Origin of the sequence: Burkholderia sp. BCC1977 (assembly GCF_905339595.1) — a bacterium.
Classification (GTDB): Bacteria; Pseudomonadota; Gammaproteobacteria; order Burkholderiales; family Burkholderiaceae; genus Burkholderia.
The window spans coordinates 122,407-143,784 of record NZ_CAJPGQ010000013.1; the positions used below are offsets into that span (position 1 = coordinate 122,407).

At 65.7% G+C, this 21,378-nt stretch carries 23 protein-coding genes and 1 pseudogene; 14 read left to right on the top strand and 10 right to left on the bottom strand.

All coding sequences use genetic code 11. From position 1 onward, the window contains the following. Positions 1-164 precede the first annotated feature (164 nt). On the top strand, positions 165-599 hold the full coding sequence (locus U5771_RS13845; protein WP_322024496.1) for a DUF1841 family protein: 435 nt from the start codon (positions 165-167) through the stop codon (positions 597-599). Positions 600-670: 71 nt separating this feature from the next. Here the strand turns inward: U5771_RS13845 and U5771_RS13850 are convergent, their stop codons facing one another. Further along, positions 671-1,030: a cytochrome c gene (locus U5771_RS13850; protein ID WP_322024497.1), complete on the bottom strand. Its 360-nt coding sequence runs from the start codon at positions 1,028-1,030 to the stop codon at positions 671-673. 41 nt (positions 1,031-1,071) lie between these two features. Beyond that, on the bottom strand, positions 1,072-1,431 hold the full coding sequence (locus U5771_RS13855; RefSeq protein ID WP_322024498.1) for a c-type cytochrome: 360 nt from the start codon (positions 1,429-1,431) through the stop codon (positions 1,072-1,074). A gap of 245 nt (positions 1,432-1,676) precedes the next feature. Between U5771_RS13855 and U5771_RS13860 the strand changes: the two genes are divergently transcribed. The 5 genes from U5771_RS13860 to U5771_RS13880 all read left to right on the top strand — a co-directional run bounded on the left by U5771_RS13860 (position 1,677) and on the right by U5771_RS13880 (position 6,810). Beyond that, positions 1,677-2,519: a MoxR family ATPase gene (locus U5771_RS13860; protein WP_322024499.1), complete on the top strand. Its 843-nt coding sequence runs from the start codon at positions 1,677-1,679 to the stop codon at positions 2,517-2,519. A 21-nt stretch (positions 2,520-2,540) separates the two neighbouring features. Next, positions 2,541-3,716, top strand: coding sequence for a VWA domain-containing protein (locus tag U5771_RS13865; protein ID WP_322024500.1), 1,176 nt, complete (start codon positions 2,541-2,543; stop codon positions 3,714-3,716). A gap of 58 nt (positions 3,717-3,774) precedes the next feature. Continuing rightward, positions 3,775-4,986 (top strand): benzoate/H(+) symporter BenE family transporter, encoded by a 1,212-nt coding sequence (locus tag U5771_RS13870; protein WP_322024501.1) that lies wholly within the window; start codon positions 3,775-3,777, stop codon positions 4,984-4,986. A gap of 168 nt (positions 4,987-5,154) precedes the next feature. After that, positions 5,155-6,108: a transaldolase gene (gene tal, locus U5771_RS13875; RefSeq protein WP_322024502.1), complete on the top strand. Its 954-nt coding sequence runs from the start codon at positions 5,155-5,157 to the stop codon at positions 6,106-6,108. 249 nt (positions 6,109-6,357) lie between these two features. Further along, positions 6,358-6,810, top strand: a complete 453-nt coding sequence (locus U5771_RS13880; protein WP_047898684.1) for a VOC family protein — start codon at positions 6,358-6,360, stop codon at positions 6,808-6,810. A 62-nt stretch (positions 6,811-6,872) separates the two neighbouring features. Here the strand turns inward: U5771_RS13880 and mctP are convergent, their stop codons facing one another. The 3 genes from mctP to U5771_RS13895 form a co-directional block, all read right to left on the bottom strand. Beyond that, complete coding sequence (gene mctP / locus U5771_RS13885) at positions 6,873-8,423, bottom strand: monocarboxylate uptake permease MctP (RefSeq protein ID WP_322024503.1); 1,551 nt, start codon at positions 8,421-8,423, stop codon at positions 6,873-6,875. Further along, the gene (locus U5771_RS13890) at positions 8,420-8,662 is read right to left on the bottom strand and encodes a DUF3311 domain-containing protein (RefSeq protein WP_011352801.1); all 243 of its coding nucleotides are present in this window, start codon (positions 8,660-8,662) and stop codon (positions 8,420-8,422) included. Before U5771_RS13890 ends, mctP begins: the two co-directional genes overlap by 4 nt. 197 nt (positions 8,663-8,859) lie before the next feature. Next, positions 8,860-9,777, bottom strand: a complete 918-nt coding sequence (locus U5771_RS13895; protein ID WP_322024504.1) for a spermidine synthase — start codon at positions 9,775-9,777, stop codon at positions 8,860-8,862. 50 nt (positions 9,778-9,827) lie between these two features. On the opposite strand from U5771_RS13895, the gene U5771_RS13900 reads away from it, so the two are divergent. From U5771_RS13900 to U5771_RS13915, 4 genes are all read left to right on the top strand, one after another. Beyond that, positions 9,828-10,223, top strand: coding sequence for a YlcI/YnfO family protein (locus U5771_RS13900; protein ID WP_415859405.1), 396 nt, complete (start codon positions 9,828-9,830; stop codon positions 10,221-10,223). Further along, a complete protein-coding gene (locus U5771_RS13905) occupies positions 10,220-10,528 on the top strand; it encodes a type II toxin-antitoxin system RelE/ParE family toxin (protein ID WP_322024505.1) in 309 nt (102 codons plus the stop codon). Before U5771_RS13900 ends, U5771_RS13905 begins: the two co-directional genes overlap by 4 nt. A 14-nt stretch (positions 10,529-10,542) precedes the next feature. Continuing rightward, positions 10,543-10,797: a hypothetical protein gene (locus tag U5771_RS13910; RefSeq protein ID WP_322024506.1), complete on the top strand. Its 255-nt coding sequence runs from the start codon at positions 10,543-10,545 to the stop codon at positions 10,795-10,797. A gap of 396 nt (positions 10,798-11,193) precedes the next feature. Further along, the gene (locus tag U5771_RS13915; RefSeq protein WP_322024507.1) at positions 11,194-12,996 is read left to right on the top strand and encodes an alkaline phosphatase D family protein; all 1,803 of its coding nucleotides are present in this window, start codon (positions 11,194-11,196) and stop codon (positions 12,994-12,996) included. Here U5771_RS13915 and U5771_RS13920 read toward each other — a convergent pair. Next, positions 12,971-13,219: pseudogene (locus U5771_RS13920) on the bottom strand (DNA-deoxyinosine glycosylase); the annotation flags it as partial. The gene U5771_RS13915 and the pseudogene U5771_RS13920 sit on opposite strands and share 26 nt — an antisense overlap. Before the next feature lie 156 nt (positions 13,220-13,375). Here U5771_RS13920 and U5771_RS13925 point away from each other — a divergent pair. After that, positions 13,376-14,071 carry a mobilization protein gene (locus U5771_RS13925; RefSeq protein ID WP_322024508.1) on the top strand — a complete coding sequence of 232 codons (696 nt, stop codon included), beginning with the start codon at positions 13,376-13,378 and terminating at the stop codon, positions 14,069-14,071. 76 nt (positions 14,072-14,147) lie between these two features. Next, the gene (locus tag U5771_RS13930) at positions 14,148-14,951 is read left to right on the top strand and encodes a hypothetical protein (RefSeq protein ID WP_322024509.1); all 804 of its coding nucleotides are present in this window, start codon (positions 14,148-14,150) and stop codon (positions 14,949-14,951) included. A gap of 35 nt (positions 14,952-14,986) precedes the next feature. On the opposite strand, the gene U5771_RS13935 is transcribed toward U5771_RS13930, so the two are convergent. Genes U5771_RS13935 through htpG form a run of 3 tightly spaced genes read right to left on the bottom strand, consistent with a single transcriptional unit; the run spans position 14,987 to position 17,969 of the window. Further along, positions 14,987-15,463, bottom strand: coding sequence for a DNA-deoxyinosine glycosylase (locus U5771_RS13935; RefSeq protein ID WP_322024510.1), 477 nt, complete (start codon positions 15,461-15,463; stop codon positions 14,987-14,989). Continuing rightward, positions 15,463-16,062 (bottom strand): chorismate--pyruvate lyase family protein, encoded by a 600-nt coding sequence (locus U5771_RS13940; protein WP_322024511.1) that lies wholly within the window; start codon positions 16,060-16,062, stop codon positions 15,463-15,465. Before U5771_RS13940 ends, U5771_RS13935 begins: the two co-directional genes overlap by 1 nt. An 8-nt stretch (positions 16,063-16,070) precedes the next feature. Continuing rightward, positions 16,071-17,969: a molecular chaperone HtpG gene (gene htpG, locus U5771_RS13945; RefSeq protein ID WP_322024512.1), complete on the bottom strand. Its 1,899-nt coding sequence runs from the start codon at positions 17,967-17,969 to the stop codon at positions 16,071-16,073. Positions 17,970-18,229: 260 nt separating this feature from the next. Here htpG and U5771_RS13950 point away from each other — a divergent pair, with 260 nt between their 5' ends. After that, on the top strand, positions 18,230-18,688 hold the full coding sequence (locus U5771_RS13950; RefSeq protein WP_322024513.1) for a DUF2778 domain-containing protein: 459 nt from the start codon (positions 18,230-18,232) through the stop codon (positions 18,686-18,688). 288 nt (positions 18,689-18,976) lie between these two features. Here U5771_RS13950 and U5771_RS13955 read toward each other — a convergent pair whose 3' ends face one another. Continuing rightward, complete coding sequence (locus tag U5771_RS13955; protein WP_322024514.1) at positions 18,977-20,443, bottom strand: PLP-dependent aminotransferase family protein; 1,467 nt, start codon at positions 20,441-20,443, stop codon at positions 18,977-18,979. A gap of 230 nt (positions 20,444-20,673) precedes the next feature. Here U5771_RS13955 and U5771_RS13960 point away from each other — a divergent pair, with 230 nt between their 5' ends. Further along, positions 20,674-21,366, top strand: a complete 693-nt coding sequence (locus U5771_RS13960) for a VOC family protein (protein WP_322024515.1) — start codon at positions 20,674-20,676, stop codon at positions 21,364-21,366. Positions 21,367-21,378 lie beyond the last annotated feature (12 nt).

Here is a 21,378-nt window from a genome sequence, read left to right on the forward strand (position 1 = left end):
GGGACCGCGCCGCCGCCAGCACCGGCTGGCTCCGCCCGACGTCGCCGCGATACGCCACGGTGCGCGCCCCGCCCGCGCGCCACCCGCCGCCAGCACCGTGCGCCGTCCCGGCGTACAATGCGCGACGCGGCATGAGGCCGCCCGAATCACGACGTTTCCCCACCATGTTCAATCCGAGTCGCGACGAAGTCCGTCGCTTTTTCACCGAGACCTGGCGCAAGCAGCGCGCCGGCGAGATCCTGACGCCGCTGGAAGCGATGGCAGCCGACTGGATCGTCGAGCACCCCGAATACCACGACGACCTCGCGGACGCCGACGGCGCCGCCGCGCGCAACTACACGCCCGAGGAAGGCCGCACGAACCCGTTCCTGCACCTGTCGATGCACCTCGCGATCAGCGAGCAGCTGTCGATCGACCAGCCGCCCGGCATCCGCGCCGCGCACGACAAGCTGGCCGCGAAGCTCGACTCGACCCACGAAGCGCAGCACATCATCATGGAATGCCTCGGCGAGACGATCTGGGAAGCGCAGCGCACCGGCACGCCGCCCGATACCGACGCGTACCTGCAGCGCATCCTGCGCCGCGCGTCGCGCGACTGATCCCGCGGACAAAAAAATACCCCGCTACGGCGGGGTATCCTGGCTGCACGGACCGGCAAGGCCCGGCGCACTTACTTCTTGAAGACGAGATCCGTCTCCTTCAGCGACTCGATGTAGGCCGCGATGTCCTTCATGTCGCTGACCGACAGGTTCTGCACCTGCGCCTGCATGATCGCGTTGTTGCGACCGAGCAGCGGGTTCGTCAGCCCCATCTGGTACTGGCGCATCGCCCACACGAGGTAGTCGGCGTGCTGGCCCGCGAGGCGCGGATACTCGGCGTTGATCGGCTTGTTCAGCTGCGCGCCGTGGCAGGCCGCGCAGTTGTGCGATTCGACCAGTTCCTTGCCCTTCGTGGTGTCCGCCGCATGCGCGGTACCGATCGCGAGGCCGGCCACCAGTGCAACCGCCGCCGTCTTGAATGCGTTGTTCATGAATGCTCCTGTCCCGCCGGTAAGAATCGGCGGCGCGCGCTTTACTTGTAGGGATTGTCCTTCGTGTCGGCCTTCTGGGCGGCGTAGTAGGCCGCCAGGTCCGCGATGTCCTGATCCGTCAGCGAACCGGCGATCGCGTTCATCGACGGGAAGTGACGATCCTTCTTGCGGTAGGCCTTCAGCGCGTTCTCGAGGTATTGCTGGTTCTGGCCGCCGATGACGGGAACCCGGTAGACCTCCGGGTATGCCGCGCGGTAATCCTGGATGCCGTGGCAACCGATGCACATGGCGGCCTTGCTTGCCCCGTCCTTCGGGTTGCCGACCACACCGGCCGCCTGCGCGCTGCCCGCGAGCGCCACGAGCGCTGCGACAACGACGTGTTTGCCGACGAATTTGTTCATAGCTCTTGTAACCTAGCTTGAGGGGAAACTGGCGCCGAAGCGGCAACGGCCCGCGCCGTTTTGCTTATCGGATCGCCACGCAGGCCAAAAAAAACGGCCAGATTGTACCGCGTCGGCGGGGAATGCGTCCATACGGCGCCCGGGCCCGCCCCGCCGCAGCCCCGCAACGATACGCGGCCCCGGCCCAACCGGACAGCCCTTCTGACTTATACTGGGTTTTTTTGCGACCAGGAAAGAGCGCCGCCATGCGTTTCGAAGGATCCTCGCACTACGTCGCCACCGACGACCTGAAGCTCGCGGTCAACGCCGCGCTGACGCTGCAGCGCCCGCTGCTGATCAAGGGCGAGCCGGGCACCGGCAAGACCATGCTCGCCGAGGAAGTGGCGGCCGCGCTCGACATGCCGCTGCTGCAGTGGCACATCAAGTCGACAACGAAGGCGCAGCAGGGCCTGTACGAATACGACGCGGTATCGCGGCTGCGCGACTCGCAGCTCGGCGACGAGCGCGTGAAGGACATCTCGAACTACATCGTGAAGGGCGTGCTGTGGCAGGCGTTCGACGCCGAGCGCCCGAGCGTGCTGCTGATCGACGAGATCGACAAGGCCGACATCGAATTCCCGAACGACCTGCTGCGCGAGCTCGACCGGATGGAGTTCCACGTATACGAGACGCGCGAGACCGTGCGCGCGAAGCATCGCCCGCTCGTGATCATCACGTCGAACAACGAGAAGGAGCTGCCCGATGCGTTCCTGCGCCGCTGCTTCTTCCACTACATCCAGTTTCCCGATCCGTCGACGATGCAGCAGATCGTCGCGGTCCACTTTCCGAACATCCGCGAGGAACTGCTGCGCGCGGCGCTCGAGAGCTTCTTCGAGTTGCGCGCCGTGTCGGGCCTGAAGAAGAAGCCGTCGACGTCCGAGCTGCTCGACTGGCTGAAGCTGCTGCTCGCCGAGAACATCCCGGCCGACGCGCTGCGCGGTGCCGACGCGAAACAGATCGTGCCGCCGCTCGCGGGCGCACTGCTGAAGAACGAGCAGGACCTGAGCCTGCTCGAGCGGCTCGTCTACATGAACCGGCACAACCGGTAACCCACCCGCGAAGGCCCGGCCATGCTGCTCAATTTCTTCTACGCGCTGCGCGCAGCCAGGCTGCCCGTCTCGGTGAAGGAATACCTGACGCTGCTCGAATCGCTGAAGGCCGGGCTGATCTCGCCGTCGATCGACGCGTTCTACTTCCTCGCGCGGATGACGCTCGTCAAGGACGAGCAGTACTTCGACAAGTTCGACCAGGCGTTCGGCGCGTATTTCCACGGCGTGTCCGTACTGCCGTCCGAAGCGTTCGACATTCCGCTCGACTGGCTCGAGAAGCGTCTCGAGCGCGAGCTGTCGCCGGAGGAAAAGGCGCAGATCGAAGCGATGGGCGGCCTCGACAAGCTGATGGCGCGCCTGAAGGAACTGCTCGACGAGCAGAAGGAGCGCCACGAAGGCGGCAACAAGTGGATCGGCACCGGCGGCACGTCGCCGTTCGGCCATGGCGGCTACAACCCCGAAGGCATGCGCATCGGCGGCCCGTCGAGCGGCAAGCGCACCGCGGTCAAGGTGTGGGAGGCGCGCGCGTACCGCGACTACGACGATTCGGTCGAGATCGGCACGCGCAACATCAAGGTCGCGTTGCGGCGCCTGCGCCGCTTCGCGCGCGAAGGCGCGGCCGAGGAGCTCGACCTGCCCGGCACGATCCGCAGCACGGCCGCGAACGCCGGCTGGCTCGACCTGCGGATGGTGCCCGAGCGCCACAACAACGTGAAGGTGCTGATGCTGCTCGACGTCGGCGGCTCGATGGACGACCACATCAAGCGCACCGAGGAGCTGTTCTCGGCCGCGAAGGCGGAGTTCAAGCACCTGGAGTTCTACTACTTCCACAACTGCGTGTACGACCACCTGTGGAAGAACAACCGCCGCCGTCACGCGGAGCGCACCGCGACGTGGGACGTGCTGCACAAGTTCACGCCCGACTACAAGCTGATCTTCGTCGGCGACGCGACGATGAGCCCGTACGAGGTGCTGCAGCCCGGCGGCTCGGTCGAATACAACAATCCGGAAGCCGGCGCCGTCTGGCTGCGCCGCCTCGCCGACCAGTTCCCCCATCACGCATGGCTGAACCCCGAGCCCGAGCGGCTATGGGAATACCGGCAATCGGTCTCGATCATTCGCGACGTGCTCGGCCAGCGCATGTATCCGCTCACGCTCGCGGGCCTCGAAACCGCGATGCGCGCACTGAGCCAATAACGAACCCACCCTGCAGACACGAAGGCCGCGTCCGCGCGGCCTCCCCCCCGGAGATAGCATGAACCCTTCGCCCACCGCGAGCGCTGGCCGCGCCGGCGGCCGCCGCTTTTTCACCGATACGTCCGTCTCCGCGCTCGTCGCCGGCTTCGTCGCGATGATGACGGGCTACACGAGCTCGCTCGTGCTGATGTTCCAGGCCGGCCGCGCCGCGCACCTGACCGACGCGCAGATATCGTCGTGGATCTGGGCGCTGTCGATCGGCATGGCGCTGACGACGATCGGCCTGTCGCTGCGCTTTCGCGCGCCCGTGGTGGTCGCATGGTCGACGCCCGGCGCCGCGCTGCTGATCGCGTCGCTGCCCGGCGTGCCGTATCCCGAGGCCATCGGCGCATTCGTCGTGTGCGCGCTGCTGCTGACCGCGGTCGGCGTGAGCGGGCTGTTCGACACGCTGATGCGGCGCATTCCGGCCGGCATCGCCGCCGCCTTGCTCGCAGGCATCCTGTTCGAGATCGGCATCGAGATCTTCCGCGCCGCGCAGTTCCAGACCGCGCTCGTGCTCGCGATGTTCTTCACTTACCTGATCGTCAAGCGGCTCGCGCCGCGCTACGCGATCGTCACGACGCTGATCGTCGGCACGGCGGTGGCCGGCGGCCTCGGCCTGCTCGATTTCAGCCGCTTCCACATCGCGCTCGCGCAGCCCGTGTTCACGATGCCCGCGTTCTCGATCGCGTCGATCGTCAGCATCGGCATTCCGCTGTTCGTCGTCGCGATGGCGTCGCAGAACGTGCCGGGCATCGCGGTGCTGCGCGCGGACGGCTATTCGACGCCGTCGTCGCCGCTCATCGCGACCACCGGCCTCGCGTCGCTGCTGCTCGCGCCGTTCGGCTCGCACGGCGTGAACCTCGCGGCGATCACGGCCGCGATCTGCACGGGCCCCGAAGCGCACGAGGATCACGCGAAGCGCTACACGGCCGCCGTGTGGTGCGGCACGTTCTACCTGATCGCCGGGATCTTCGGTGCGACGATCGCCGCGCTGTTCGCGGCGCTGCCGAAGGCGCTCGTGGTGTCGGTCGCCGCGCTCGCGCTGTTCGGCTCGATCATGAGCGGGCTCGCGAACGCGATGCAGGACGTGAAGCAGCGCGAAGCCGCGCTCGTCACGTTCATGGTCACCGCGTCGGGCCTCACGCTGCTGTCGATCGGCTCGGCGTTCTGGGGGCTCGTCGCGGGGATCGTCACGCAGGTGATCCTGAACGCGCGGCGCCCCGCGTGATGCGGCACGACGCCCGCCGCGGCGGGCGCCGGACACGCCAAAACGTGCTCGACACGAATCGGGCCTAAAATGATGGATCGGAGGCGGCGCCCGGCGCCGCCTCGCTTCGCCGCCGCGCTCGCGCGGCCCGTGAGAACCCGGCGCCCCGCGCCCTTCTTCCGAATCGCCATGACTACCGCACTCGACCAGCTGAAGCAGTACACGACCGTCGTCGCCGACACGGGCGATTTCCAGCAGCTTGCGCAATACAAGCCGCAGGACGCGACCACGAACCCGTCGCTGATCCTGAAGGCCGTCCAGAAGGACGCGTACAAGCCGATCCTCGAGAAAACCGTCCGCGATCATCGCAACGAAAGCACCGATTTCATCATCGACCGCCTGCTGATCGCATTCGGCACCGAGATCCTGAAGCTGATCCCGGGCCGCGTATCGACCGAGGTCGATGCGCGCCTGTCGTTCGACACGCAGCGCTCGATCGACAAGGGTCGCGAACTCATCAAGCTGTACGAAGCCGCCGGCATCGGCCGCGAGCGCATCCTGATCAAGCTCGCGTCGACCTGGGAAGGCATTCGCGCGGCCGAGGTGCTGCAGAAGGAAGGGATCAAGTGCAACATGACCCTGCTTTTCTCGCTCGTGCAGGCCGCCGCGTGCGCGGAAGCCGGCGCGCAGCTGATCTCGCCGTTCGTCGGCCGCATCTACGACTGGTACAAGAAGCAGGCCGGCGCCGAGTGGGATGAAGCGAAGAACGGCGGCGCGAACGATCCGGGCGTGCAGTCGGTGCGCGGCATCTACACGTATTACAAGACGTTCGGCTACCACACCGAAGTGATGGGCGCGAGCTTCCGCACGACGAGCCAGATCACCGAGCTCGCCGGCTGCGACCTGCTGACGATCAGCCCCGATTTGCTGCAGAAGCTGCAGGACAGCACCGACACCGTGGCGCGCAAGCTGTCGCCGGACGCGCTGCAGGACCAGCCGACCGAGCGCGTCGCGATCGACGAGGCGTCGTTCCGCTTCCAGCTGAACGACGAAGCGATGGCAACGGAAAAACTGGCCGAAGGCATCCGCGTGTTCGCCGCCGACGCGGTGAAGCTCGAGAAGTTGATCGACGCGCTGCGCTGAACCGCATGCGCGTGATTGCTGTCAGTTGAACTGTCAGCAACGCTGACAACAGCCGTCAGCAAGCGCGACGAACGGCCGCGAACTTCGTGTTCGCGGCCGTTTTTATTTTTCATTCCATCGTCAAGCGCGCGCACTACAATCCACGTCACGGGTGCGCCGGCCGCCTCCCGACGCGCCCTTTCCCAGTCAGTCGTGCTCGACGCCGAACCCGCTCCGACGCGCGGGTCCGGCTCATTACAGGAGACAACGATGCAAGTCCAACCGTATCTGACGTTCTACGGCCGTGCCGACGAAGCCCTTCAGTTCTACGAAAAGGCGCTCGGCGCGAAGACGATGTTCAAGATGCACTTCAAGGATGCGCCGCCGAATCCCGAACACGCGATCACGCCCGAGATGGCCGACAAGGTGATGCATGCGAGCTTCACGATCGGCGACTCGATGATCATGTGCTCGGACGGCGACTGCAGCCAGCCGGGCGGCACGCACGCCGGCTATTCACTGTCGCTGAACCCGGCGACGGTCGAGGAAGGCCAGAAGCTGTTCAATGCGCTCGCCGACGGCGGCGAAGTCACGATGCCGTTCGGCAAGACGTTCTGGGCGCTCGGCTTCGGGATGGCGAAGGACCGTTTCGGCGTGCACTGGATGGTCAACGTCGAGGACCTGTCGCAGCGCGAGGATCTCGCGAAACGCGCGCAGGGCTGACGCAAGAAACACGCCCGCCACCTTGCGGTGGCGGGCGTTTGCGTTGCCGCGCGTCGTCCGTCTCAGCCTTCGACGACGTCGAGATAGTCCTCCGGCCGCGTGCGATCCTCCGCATGCGCCATGCCCATCACGCGCACCAGCACGCTCACCACCACCGCCACCACCAGGTTCACGACCAGCGACCACACGGCCGCGTAGCCGGGAATCGCGAGGCCGAACAGGTGGATCGTGAAGATCGAGCTCGCGAGCTTCAGCGACACCGCCATCCACGTGCCGCACGCGATGCCGGCCGCCCAGCCGACCAGCAGGCCGCGATGGTCGAGCACCCGCGTGTACAGGCCGAGCACGATCGCGGGCAGCGTCTGGATGATCCAGATCCCGCCGAGCAGCTGCAACTGGATCGCGTAGGTCAGCGGCAGCCCGAGGATGAACGCGACGGCGCCGACCTTCACGATCAGCGAAGTGAGCTTCGCGACGTGCGTCTCCTGATCGTGCGTCATGTTGCGGTTGATGAACTCGCGGTGGATGTTGCGCGTATAGAGGTTCGCGGCCGCGATCGACATGATCGCCGCCGGCACCAGCGCGCCGATGCCGATCGCCGCGAACGCGACGCCGACGAACCACGACGGGAAATACTCGAGGAACAGCGCGGGCACCGCGAAGTTCGGGCCGAACGCCTTGAAGTACGGCGCGTACTGCGGCATGTCCTTCACGCCCGCCGCAAGCGCCATGTAGCCGAGCAGCGCGAGCAGGCCGAGCACGAACGAGTACGCGGGCAGCATCGCCATGTTGCGGCGGATCGAGTTGCCGGACGACGACGACAGGATCGCCGTGACCGAGTGCGGATACAGGAACAGCGCGAGCGCCGAGCCGATCGCGAGCGTCACGTACGCGCTGTAGCCGTTCAGGCTCGCCGCGTCCGGCGCCTTCAGCAGCAGCTTCGCGGGCGGCACGCTCGCGAAGATGTGGCCGAAGCCGCCGAGCTTCGCCGGGATCACGATGACCGCCGCGGCGATCGTGATGTAGATCAGGATGTCCTTCACGATCGCGATCATCGCGGGCGCGCGCAGCCCCGACGTGTACGTGTACGCGGCGAGGATCGCGAACGCGATGATGAGCGGCAGGTCGCCGACGAAGCCGGTCGTGTCGAAGCCGAGCGCGCCGATCACGACCTCGATGCCGACGAGCTGCAGCGCGATGTACGGCATCGTCGCGACGATGCCCGTCACCGCGATCGCGAGCGCGAGCATCCGGCTGCCGTAGCGTGCGTTCACGAAATCGGCGGCCGTCACGTAGCCGTGGCGCTTCGCGATGCTCCACAGCTTCGGGAACACGATGAACGCGAACGGATAGATCAGGATCGTGTACGGCAGCGCGAAGAAGCCCATCGCGCCGGCACCGAACACGAGCGCGGGCACCGCGACGAACGTGTAGGCCGTGTAGAGGTCGCCGCCGAGCAGGAACCACGTGACGATCGTGCCGAAGCGGCGGCCGCCGAGGCCCCATTCGTCGAGGTGGGCGAGATCGCCGCGGCGCCAGTTCGCAGCCAGGAAACCGATGATCGTGACGCCGATGAACAGGAGTACGAAGACGAAGGTCGCGCCGAGATTCATCGTGCACCTCCCTGCGGGCCGCTCGCCTTCCACGCGTTCTTCGTCTTGAAATAGACGAACGCGGTGATCACCGCGCTAATGAACACCCAAAGCAACTGGTACCAGTAGAAAAACGGAAATCCCAACCATTGCGGTTCGATCTTGCTGTACGACGGCACCCACACCATCGCGATCAGCGGCAGCACCAGCAGCCAGAGCCAGCGCTTGGCGGCCCGATTGGCGTCGGCATCGTGAGCCATGACGTCTCCTCATCTTTCCCGGTTATCGATCTTGTTAAGCGGGTACGGCGGCGAGAGGAGCGGCAAAACGGGTACGCTGCGGCCCCCTGGCCTCGAGCCAGTATAGGAGCCGCGAGCGAGCGGTCAAGCGGGGGCGAACCCGAGGTGATCCGCCCCCAGTCATGCGGTTGCACCGGCATGCGGCCGGTGCATGAGCGTCAGATCGCGAACGAGGATTCGCGTGCGCCGGTCGTTTCTTTCAAAGCTTTCACCCACTTGCGCGCGGGCAGCTTCAGCGTGTCCTCGATCAGCTTCGCGCGGCCTTCCAGCTGCGCGAACGGCACGTCGAGCGCGGGGCCCGAGAACGCGATCGCGATCCGGTTGCCGTCGTGCACTTCCGGCAGCGCGATCACGCGATGGTCGAACGCCGCGTTCAGGTGCTTCATGTTGCGCACGAAGCTCGGATGGTCGCCGAACAGGTTGATCGTCGCGATGCCCGCGTCGGCGAGACAGCCGCGCACCGCGCGGTAGAACGCGACGCTGTCGAGCACCGGGCCGCGCGCGGTCGCGTCGTACAGGTCGATCTGCAGTGCGCCCGTCGTGCCGCGGTTGGCCGGATCGTTGACGAAGTCCCATGCGTCGGCTTCGTGCACGACGAGGCGTGCGTCATCGGGCGGCAGCGCGAACATCGTGCGCGCCGCCACGATCACGGCCGGGTTCAGTTCGACGGCCTCGACCTTCGCGTGCGGCAGGAAGCGGTGCGAGAACTTGGTCAGCGCGCCGGTGCCGAGCCCGAGCTGGACGATCCGCTCGGGCGTTTCGAGGAACAGCAGCCACGCCATCATCTGCTGCGCGTATTCGAGTTCGATGTGCAGCGGCTTCGAGATCCGCATCGCACCCTGCACCCATTCGGTACCGAAGTGCAGGAAGCGCACGCCGCGCTCTTCCGAGAACGTGACGGGCGCGAAGCGCGGCTTGCGCGGTGCTTCGAGGACGGGCACGTCGTCGTGTTCGTCGATGTCCGGGCGGCGCTTCACGCGCGGCGGCTGGAGCTTGTCGGAGCCGTTGTAGGCGGACGGCTTGCGTTTTTTGAACGCACGCGCCTCGGCGGACGCGCGCTTGATCAGTCGGGTCATGTTGAATCTCGCTGGGTGACGCTGGATGAGCGGACGAGAGGATAGCATTGGTGGGGGATGGCGGCGGCCGGGCGAGCGCACGGCGGATCCCCGGCCATTCGGTCGAGTTGCATGCGATCCGGGCGTGCGAGCTAATGCATCGCAATTGCGATGCAAAAGAGGTCACGATGAAAACTGCGACTTTTCCGTCTGTCCGGGTCGAACCGGAATTGCGCGATGCCGCCGAGAATGTCCTTGAGGAAGGCGAAACGCTGTCGAGCTTCGTCGAGCAATCGATTCGCGAAGGCATCGAACGTCGACGTCTCCAAAGCGAGTTCATTGCGCGCGGTATTGCGTCGCGCGACGAGGCTCGACGGACCGGCGAGTATGTCTCGTCGGCCGACGTGCTGGAGCGACTGGGTCGGCGACTCGATACGCTGCGTGACAGGAAGCGGCAGACTCGATGACCTGTACGGTTCGCTTTACGTCCGCGGCAGCGGACGACCTGGACCGGCTTTATGCTTGCGTCGTCGACCGTGACGATGCGGAGGTCGAGCGAGGCGAACGCGCACCGGCAGCCGTCGCCTCGGGCATCGCCACGCTCGAATCGTCGCCGTTCACCTGCCGTAAAGTCCATCCGTCGATGCCGTTTCTGCGGGAACTGCTCATTCCATTCGGCGCCTCCGGCTACGTCGCATTGTTCGAGATCGATGACGGTCAAACGGTGACGATCCTCGCAGTGCGCCACCAGCGAGAAAGCGATTACCACTGACGACGAGGACTCACATGACCTCGAACGACAAGAAGATCTGGTTTCCGGCGAAGCGCTACGGCTGGGGATGGGGGTTGCCGGTCGCTTGGCAGGGCTGGGTCGTGCTGCTGCTGTTCGCGCTCGGGATCATCGCGAGCGCGTGGCGGGTGCCGCCGCACCGATCGCCGCTTGCGTACGGCGCATGCATCGTGGTGTTGGTCACGCTGCTGACCGCCGTTTGCTGGATCAAGGGCGAGAAGCCCAGGTGGAGATGGGGCAAGCACGATTGAGCGCCGGCGCGACGTCCGCCTGCGCCGGCCGGATCGGCGTCAATCGAGAATCGCCCGCCACTGAACCAGCTTCCGCTCGAACGACAGCATCGCATTCGCCACGTACGAGACGCGCGTGCAGCCCCGGTTCGCCGAGCACCGCACCGGGCAACCGCCAGAACGGATTGATGTTCCGGTCGATTTGACATCGGATCAATCGCCGCGAGGCCCACGGCATGGAAACGGAATGGTTCACGGCTTTTCACGAGCAGATCTTCGAGGTAGTGTCGTAAATCGACTATTCCCCCGCTCGTGCCCGGTGGCGGGAGGCAAGATTGCAGAGCGAGACTCGATCGCGTACTGCTGCATCGCGACGCGCCTCTCCTGGCATCCTTGGTATGTCGATCGGGAGGATCGATGGATCGCCGCCATTTCCTCAAGTCGTCGACCTTTTTCACGGTTGCGGTAGCCACCGGTACGCTTGGCGTGCCGCGGTCGGCCCCGTCCGCCAGCACCGCGCGCAAAGGCCGGTACCGGTTCCCGCAAGGCGTCGCCAGCGGTGATCCGCACGATCGCTCCGTCGTGTTCTGGACGCGATGCGTGCCGGTCTTGGAGGACACGCGGCGCCGCGCAAAAGGCGTCGTGCGCACGGTTCCGTTACGGCTCGAAGTATCGACGCGGCCGGATTTCTCGGCGCTCGTCGCCAGCGTACCGTTGGGGGCACGCGCCACCTATGACTTCACCGTGCGCGCGAAGGTAACGGCGCTCTCACCGAATATCACGTACCACTACCGGTTCGTCGCCGGCGACGACGTGAGTGCCACCGGCGTCGCGCGCACGGCTCCGGATGCACATGAGGCCAACACCCGCGTTCGCTTCGCATGGCTCACCTGCCAGGACTGGAGCATCAATCACTGGCAAGCCATGAGCCTGCTGGCAGCCGAAAGCGATCTCGATTTCGTCGTGCATGTAGGCGATTACATCTATGAAACGGTTGGGGCCTCGAGACCCGGCGCGGTCGAGGCGGCACACCCTCCGCTGCGCCTGCCTGACGGAAAGCCGCTCGCCGATGGCCGCGTGTATGCCGAAACGCTCGAAGACTATCGGACGCTTTATCGCACCTATCGTACCGACCCGCGCTTGCAGACGCTGCACCAGCGCCTGCCGATGATCGCGATATGGGACGACCACGAATTTTCCGACGACTGCTGGCAGGATCATCAGGTCTACACCAACGAGGAAAAGCAGGAGACGCAGCGCCGCCGCAACGCCAGTCGTGCGTGGGCGGAGTACATGCCGGTGGACTGGAGCGACGTGCGCTTCGAACCGGACAATCCGTCGTACACCAACATTCGTATCTATCGCGAATTTCGCTTCGGCATGTTGATGCATCTCGTGATGACGGACGAGCGGCTGTATCGCGACGACCACGTCGTCAGCGAGGCGGCTGTCGCGCGCACACACGGGCACGACCCGGTCAATGGCGATGACTCAGCCGGCTCGCGCTACTTCGTCAACCAGAATGTGCTGCAGCGCTTCGAGGCGCGGGATACCGCGCAGCTTGGTCGCGCGCCGTCGATGCTCGGCCCGGAGCAGACACAATGGTGGAAGGCCACGATCAAGGGTTCGCCCGCGACCTGGAAGGTGTGGGGCAACGAGGTGATGTTGAACCGTCTGTGGGCCGTGATGCCCGGCGCGCCGCAGACACCGGCAGCACGCCTCGTGGTCGATTGCGACGCATGGGACGGCTATCCGGCGCACAAACACGAACTGCTCTCATACTTGAACGAGCAGGGGATCCGCAACGTCGTCGCGATCAGCGGGGACCTGCATGCGTTTCAGTGTGGTGTCGTGCGGGACGACCCCGACCCTGCAAAAGGTGTGCCCGTGGCCGTCGATTTCGTCTGCGCGGGCATCAGCAGCGCGTCCTTCTATTCCTACCTGAAAGCCGCGTGGAGCGGCACGCCGTTTGCGTCGCTGGCCGCCACCCCCGCCAAACTCGACACCTTCCTGATGACGAACAACCCCGATCTGCGCTACGCCGACCACGACGCACAGGGCTATGCGTCAGCCACCGTCACGCCGGAGCGTTTTTCCGTGGTGTTCAACAAAGTGAGGCCGTTGAACCCGGACGCCACCGCGCCCGCGGATGCCCTGCTCGAGCGCACGCGGCTGACCGTGCCCAAGGACTCGGTCGAGGTACGCGTCGAGCGTTTCTAGCTTCACGCTTCAGCGATGGCGCATGCTCGTGCGATGCGTGGAAGTCGTTCGGCTGCGCATTCCGGATCGCCGAATCGAGACTGCCTTCGCGATGGCACGCGGCAAGCACGTCCCGGATGCCGATGCCGTGCTTCGGCACGCGTTCGAGCCGCGCGTCGTAAGCGAGCGCGTGCAGTTCCGGCTCACGCGGAACCGCCCCCCCTAAAGGCCGCCACAACTGATGGTCATTTTGTTCAGTTTGACATCGGCGTCGATCAGACAGCATGCTGCTGCCGCGCACGCATTTTCCTTCGACGTGGCCTGTTACGCCGCAACGTCATCGAAGCCTGCCAACATCCGCTCCGGTCATACCTGCTCCATCACACGGGATTTCGTCATCATGAGTCACATCCACTTCATTGGCGGGGAAAAAGGCGGTGTCGGCAAATCGCTCGCCGCCCGCGTACTGGCCCAGTATTTCATCGATCGGAGCATGCCCTTCATGGGCTTCGATACGGACCGATCGCACGGCGCGCTACTGCGGTTCTATGCTGATTTTGCCGCGCCTGCCGTGCTCGACCAGCATGACAGCCTCGATCCGGTCATGGAATCGGCGCTCGAAGATCCGCAGCGGCGCATACTGGTCGACCTCGCGGCCCAGACGCGGCAGTCACTCGCCAGGTGGCTCGACGATTCGGACGTATTCGATTTTGCCGAAGAACACGGCCTCACGTTGACGTGGTGGCACGTGATGGACACCGGACGCGATTCGGTCGATCTGCTGCGGCAATGGCTCGACGAATTCGGCGGACGAATCAAGCTGGTGCTGGTGCTGAATGAAGTCCGCGGCGATCGCTTCGAGATTCTGGAGGCATCCGGCGAACGCGAGCGGGCCGAGGCCCTTGGCGCCAGCGTGATTACGCTGCGCCGCCTGCCCGATACGACGATGCAGAAGATCGATCGACAAAGCGCGAGCTTCTGGGCGGCGGTCAATCATCCCGACCGCGCCGCCACGGGGCTCGGCTTGCTGGAGCGGCAGCGCGTCAAGGTCTGGCTGCATCGTACTTATGAGGAGCTGGGCACACTCGCCTTGTAGTGCGGGACCCTGCGACGGTGCGGAGTGTGCGGCGAGTGGCTGGAACGGCTCATACTGGGGAAACTTGGAGGTTTCGATGACCGATCACGACAGACTGCATCCACTCCGTCCGCTCCTGAAGAATTGGGTTTGGGAGCACGGCCGAATCGGGACTCGCTATCTCGACTGCGTCGATGGCGAAATCAAGTTCGATGCAGGCAAGAAATCGCATTTCGCTGCCGAGAAATATATCTACGTGCCCTTGGGCAGGAACACTGACGACGACGCATCCGCGGAGGGTCCTGCGATCCACGAGGCAGGACTTGCCCGTTTTTTGCGGGCTGCGCAACTGGGCACGCCAGGGGAAGCCGGTTCTGTCGCGGAGGTTCAGCGCGCAGTGCAGGACTGTGTGGAGATCGGCCTGTTCAGCGCGTATCAATGGGAGGCTCGAAAGGCATTTGCCCGCTACGCACAGGAACCCATGTTCGAGGACGAGATCCGCGCGGCGGTTGTCGACGACATCCGGCGAATTTACGTCGGCATGCGAGAGCAGCTGGCGCTGTACGACTTCAGTGTGCTCTACGGCTTGCCCACGCCGCTGCTGATCAGCGAGACACCCTTCATCGACTGGCGCGTGATCGCCAGTCCGGCACTTCCGTTCGTATCGCTTCCGCTGGGACCTTACTGCCTGCTGGTCGGCGCGCCGTCGGGCAGGAGTAGCCGGATCGGCCCGGTGGTCTGGAAGGCCGCTGCCGCGATGGGCCCGTTGAAGGACCACAACCGTCGGATCGAGGAGCACGCACGTCTGTGGCTGGTGGCGACCACGGATGACCAACTCGTCGCTGCACAAGGTCGCATTGCCGCGGCCACGGGCGCCAGGCACCTGCCGCCGCCCACCTGATACCGCTTCACCGAATACTCGGAATCCAGCGCGCCTCAGGTGCGAAGTGCGCGCCAGAGCACCAGTTTCTGTTCGAACGACAACATCGCATTCGCGGGACTCGACGAAGGCAACACGAGCGTTTCATAACCCGCCGCGCCGATTACATCGGCAAACCGCCCTGCCTGCTTGCCGTTGAAGCAGACTTTCTTCAGCAACGGCGCGTGCTCGCGCAACGCATCAAAGTCATTCGGCCTGGCATTGCGGATCGCAGAATCGAGACTGCCCTCGCGATGGCATGCATCCAGTACGTCCCAAATGCCGATGCCGTGCGAAAGCACACACACAAGCCGCGCTTCGTACGGCAGTTCATGGAGCGACGGCACGCCGATCACCGCTCCCAAAAGCCGCCAGAACTGGTTGCGCGGATGCGCGTAGTACTGCGCGGCATCGAGCGACGCCTCGCCCGGAAAGCTGCCGAGGATCATCGTATGCGTATGCGGCCCGACGACCGGCGGAAAGCCTTGCAGCATCACGCTGCTCCGCGCGGCCCGGCGGAGCGCGGCCCGTCGCCGTGCGCGTCGAGATGGCGCCACAGCGCGGGCAGCATGCACTCGGTGACCATCAACGGCTTGCCGTGCCGCTGGAACACCGAGCGCCGCGCGGCGAACGCATGCGGCGCGCGCACGCCCGCGCCGAGCGCATGGCTCGCGAGCGCATACAGCGGATGACCGGCGATCACGCGCCGGCTGACGAGCGCGGAGCGCTCGACCTGCGGATCGCTGTACAGCAGTTCCGCGAGCGGCCGCGTGCGCAACCGCCGCATCGCCTGCCAGACACCCTTGCTGGCCGCGAGCGGCGCGATGCTGTGCGCGGCAACGTACGGCGCGCCGTCGACCGACAGGATCACCTCGCGCACCCACATCGGCGCGCGCGGCGCACTGTCGAGCGCGTCCGGCTCGTCGAACCACGGACAGTCGACGGCCTCGCGCGTCACGCGCACGCTCACGCGGCCCAGCCGCGCGAGATGCGCGGTCAGCGAACCGCCGCGCGTCAGCCAGTCGCGCTGGTCGAGCGTGCAGCCGGGCCGGGGCGTGTCGCGCCAGCCCGCCCGTGCGCCGTCGAATCGCATCCGCACGTTCACGCGCTGCGCGACAGCAGCAGCGCGTTGGTCCGCTTCACGAAGCTCGCCGGATCGTCGAGCATCCCGCCTTCGGCCAGCAATGCCTGGTCGAACAGCAGATGGCACCAGTCGCCGAAATTGGCGCTGTCGGCGCTCAGCTGCTTCACGAGCGCGTGATCCGGGTTGATCTCGAGGATCGGCTGCATCGCCGGCGCGTTCTGGCCGGCCGCCTTCAGCATCCGCTGCAGGTAGCCGCTCATGTCGTTGTCGTCCGCGACGAGGCACGACGGCGAATCGGTCAGGCGGAACGTGACGCGCACTTCCTTCACCTTGTCGCCGAGCGCTTCCTTCATCTTCTCGACGACCGGCTTGATCGCCTCGCCCGCCTGCTCCTGCGCCTTCTTTTCCTCGTCGTTCAGCTCGCCGAGGTCGAGATCGCCGCGCGCAACGCTCGCGAGCGGCTTGCCGTCGAATTCATGCAGGAACGACAGCATCCATTCGTCGACGCGATCGGTCAGCAGCAGCACCTCGACCCCCTTCTTGCGGAACACTTCCAGGTGCGGGCTGTTCTTCGCGGCCAGCCACGTATCGGCGGTCACGTAGTAGATCTTGCTCTGCTCGGGCTTCATGCGCGACACGTAGTCGGCGAGCGACACGTCCTGCGCGTCGGTGTCGCCGTGCGTCGATGCGAAGCGCAGCAGCTTCGCGATGCGCTCGCGGTTCGCGTGATCCTCGCCGAGGCCTTCCTTCAGCACCTGGCCGAACGCGCTCCAGAACGTCTTGTACTTCTCCTTGCCGGCGTCCTCTTCCGCGTTCGCGAGTTCCTCGAGCATCGACAGCGCGCGCTTCGTCACGCCTTCGCGGATCGCCTTCACGTCGCGGCTTTCCTGCAGGATTTCACGCGACACGTTCAGCGGCAGGTCGGCCGAATCGACGACGCCCTTCACGAAGCGCAGGTATTGCGGCAGCAGCTGCTCGGCGTCGTCCATGATGAACACGCGCTTCACGTACAGCTTCAGGCCGCCGCGGTAGTCGCGGTTCCACATGTCGAACGGCGCGTGCGCCGGCACGAACAGCAGTTGCGTGTATTCACTGCGGCCCTCGACGCGGTTGTGGGTCCAGGTGAGCGGATCCTGGTGGTCGTGCGCGACGTGCTGGTAGAACTGCGTGTACTGCTCGTCGGTCACGTCGCTCTTCGAACGCGTCCACAGCGCGCTCGCCTGGTTGACGGTCTCGTCCTCGTCCTTCAGGACCATCTCGCCCTTTTCCTGATCCCACTCTTCCTTCTGCATCAGGATCGGCAGCGCGATGTGATCGGAATACTTCTGGATGATCGACTTCAGGCGGTGCGACGACAGCAGTTCGTCCTCGCCTTCGCGCAGGTGCAGCGTGATCGTCGTGCCGCGCTGCGTGCGCTCGATCGCGTCGATCGTGAAATCGCCCTCGCCCGCGCTTTCCCAGCGCACGGCTTCGTTCGCCGGCAGGCCGGCGCGGCGCGTCTCGACGGTGATCTTGTCAGCGACGATGAAGCCCGAGTAGAAGCCGACGCCGAACTGGCCGATCAGCGCCGCGTCCTTCTGCTGGTCGCCGGACAGCTTCGTGAAGAATTCCTTGGTGCCCGAACGCGCGATCGTGCCGAGGTTCGCGATCGCCTCGTCGCGGCTCATGCCGATGCCGTTGTCCTCGATCGTGATCGTGCGTGCCGCCTTGTCGAAGCCGATGCGGATGCGCAGGTTCGGATCGTTCTCGTACAGCGCGGCGTCCGCGAGCCCTTCGAAACGCAGCTTGTCGGCCGCGTCGGACGCGTTCGACACCAGTTCGCGCAGGAAGATTTCCTTGTTGCTGTAGAGCGAATGGATCATCAGGTGGAGGAGTTGCTTGACCTCTGCCTGAAAGCTCATCGTTTCGTGTGCCATGGATGCTGTTTCCTCTTACTTGAACTTGAATGGTGTGGCGCAGGCGCCCGGCCTGGCGCAAGCGGTTTGCGCGGGCAGATGGGGGCAGTCGAACGGATTTCAAGGTGCCAGACCGAGCCGCTTTAGGGAGCGATGCCTGGATAGGCCCAATGGTACCGGTCAAGAACGAGACTCTCCTGATGCAGGTTCGAACTGATCCAATGTTGTCACCGCTTTCAATTTGCTGAAATTTCCCGTCCGAGACCGAATCGGAAAACAAAATGATTCAGTGCAGCTTTGAACTCAATGATCAGCCAATGAGCCTATTCCGAATTCACGGCCTCAAGCTGCCGGCATTTTCAGGGCTCCCGCCTTACGTCAACGCGGCGGCGGCCGGTTGCGTCGCAGACCTCGGACCGATACCGCCCGGACAATATTACGTAGTCGACAGGCAGTCCGGAGGGCGGCTCGGCTGGCTGCACGACAGCGTCGGCGGCAAATCCGAGTGGTTTGCGCTATATGCGGCCGATGGTTCTGTCGACGACTTCACATTATGCGACGATGTGAAACGCGGTCAGTTCCGGTTGCATCCACGCGGACCTCGCGGAATCAGTCGCGGATGCATCGTCATCGACAGCCCAAGCGACTTCCAGCGCGTGCGGGAGTTGCTGCTCGGCAGCCGCCCGCACCCGATCCCCGGAAGCAGGTTGCGAGCCTATGGAATGGTGACCGTGCGATGAAGCGACTCGTTCGAATCGCCGCAGCCGCCATCTGGATTTCGGCCGCATCGCTCGCGCTGGCATATGGGTGGTTCCGTCATCCCGATCTGGTCCCCGCCCCGCCCCTTACGTTCTCTCTATGGCTCGACCGACTTTTCGCCGCACGCTGTTGCGAATCTTCAGCAAACATTGACCTCTACTATGTGCTCGTCGTATCGGCACTACTGGTGAGTGCAGGCACTTTTGGCTGCCTGAAAATCTGCCAGCGCCTTGCTCGATCAAAGCGTCCCGATGACTCGATTCGAAGCGTCACATTGACGACGCACGCCGCTCGACCGAATCAAGATACCGCGCAAGAAACCCCGGCAGCGCCGGATCGCCGCAGTTCGCGACGTTGAAGCGCGTCCACGTCGACGACGACTGCTGCGGCGAGAACAGGCTCCCCGGCGTCAGCAGGAACCCTTCCTCGTGCGCGGCCGCCGCGAGCGCATCCGAATCGACGCCCGTGTCGGCCCACAGGAACATCCCGGCGGCCGGCATCGTGAAGAGCCGCAACCCGGTGCGCTCGAGCATTCGCGCGGTCTTGTCGCGCACGCCGTCGAGCCGCGCGCGCAGCCGCTCGACGTGGCGCCGGTAATGCCCTTCGGTCAGGATCTTGTACAGCACGCGCTCGTTGAGTTCCGGCGTCGTCATCCCGACCAGCATCTTCTGGTCGGTGACCGCCTTCGCGATCTCCGGCGCGCACGCGACATAGCCGACCCGCAGATTCGCCGCGAGCGTCTTCGAATAGCTGCCGAGGTAGATCACGCGCTTCAACTGGTCGAGGCTCGCGAGTCGCGTGGCCGGATAGCTCGGCGGGCACAGGTCGCCGTACACGTCGTCCTCGACGACGAGGAAGTCGTACGCCTCCGCGAGCTTCAGGATCCGGAACGCCTGCGCGGCCGACAGCGACGTGCCGGTCGGGTTCTGCAGCACCGAATTGATCACGAGCATCTTCGGCCGCCACATCTGCACGAGCGTTTCCAGCGCGTCGAGATCGGGGCCGTCGGGCGTATAGGGCATCCCGACCAGTTGCGCGCCCTGCGACGCGAAGCGGCCGAACATCTGGAACCACGCGGGATCGCCGACGATCACCGCATCGCCGGGCCGCACGTAGATCCGCGAGATCAGGTCGATCGCCTGCGTGATGCCCGACACCAGCACGAGCTGCTCGGGCTTCGCGCCGATCTCGACTTCCGCGAGCCGCGTTTGCAGTTGCTGGCGCAGCGGCAGGAAACCCTGCGCGGTGCCGAAACCGAGCATCTGCGCGCCGGACTGGCGCCCGAGCGCGCGCAGCGCGCCGGTGATCAGCTCGCCGTCGAGCCAGCGGCCCGGCAGGTAGCCGAGACCCGGCCCTTTTTCCGGACTGGCGGTGTGCAGCATGTTGCGCAGCAGCCAGACGACGTCGATCGTGTTGTGCACCGGCGCGGCTTCGGCCACGCGCACCACGTTGTCGGCCGGCTGCGGGCCGGCGGCCGTGCGCTCGCGCACGTAGAAGCCCGAACCGCGCCGCGAGTCGAGGTAGCCCTGCGCGACGAGCCGTTCGTACGCCTCCACCACGGTAAAGCGCGACACGCTCTTGTCGAGCGCGAGCTTGCGGATCGACGGCATCCGCATGCCGGGCCGGAACACGCGTTCGTCGATGCGGCGCCGCGCCCACTGGACGAGCTGGTCGACGAGCGTGAGCGTGGCCGTGTCGTGCGGCGCGGGAATCTGGGCGAGAGGGACGGTTGACATGGGCGGCAGCTCCAACTGTACCGAAGGCTATCGCGCCGATTGTACCGTTACTGTGCCGGTGCTGACGATTACAGTTGACCGGAACGGTGATCGTGCGGACGCCGTCGCGGCCCTGCCGCACGCGGCGCCGCACCGCCCGGCCTGCGTTGCGGCCCGGGCACCGGCCGGTTCCGCAACCGCCCGGCGCATCGCCCGCCCACCATGACACTTTCGCTTCCCGACCGACGTTCATGCCAGCCCGCTCCCTGACCCTCGACCATCTCGTGATCGCCGCGCGCACGCTCGACGAAGGCGTGCGCCATGTCGCCGACGCGCTCGGCATCGAACCGGCCGGTGGCGGCCGCCATCCGCTGATGCGCACCCATAACGCGCTGTTCGGCGCGTGGGGCGGGCTGTACCTCGAAGTGATCGCGATCGATCCCGATGCGCCCGCCACCGACGGCGACGCCACGCCGCCGCGCGCGCGGCTGTTCGGCCTCGACGATCCGGCGCTGCAGGCGCGGCTCGCGCAGGGCCCGTTCCTCGCGCACTGGGTCGCGCGCGTCGACCGCCCGCGCCAGCTCTCGCTGTGGCAAAGCCAGTACCCGACGCGCATCGCGCCGGTCGTCGCCATGCGGCGCGGCGACCTGAGCTGGGGCCTCACGGTGCCCGACGACGGCGCGTTCCCCGCATGGCAAGGCGCCGGCGACGGCCTCGTGCCGTCGCTGATCCAGTGGGACAGCCCGCGCCATCCGGCCGAATCGCTGCCGAACGACGGTGTCGCGCTGAAGACGCTCAAGGGCGTTCACCCGCGTGCGGACGCCATCCGCGAGCAGCTCGACTGGCTCGGCGCCGGCCATCTGCTCGACCTCGAAACCGGCGACGGCCCGCCGGCGCTCGTCGCCGAATTCGACACGCCGCAGGGCGCGCGCACGCTGCGCTGAGCACCCTGCCGC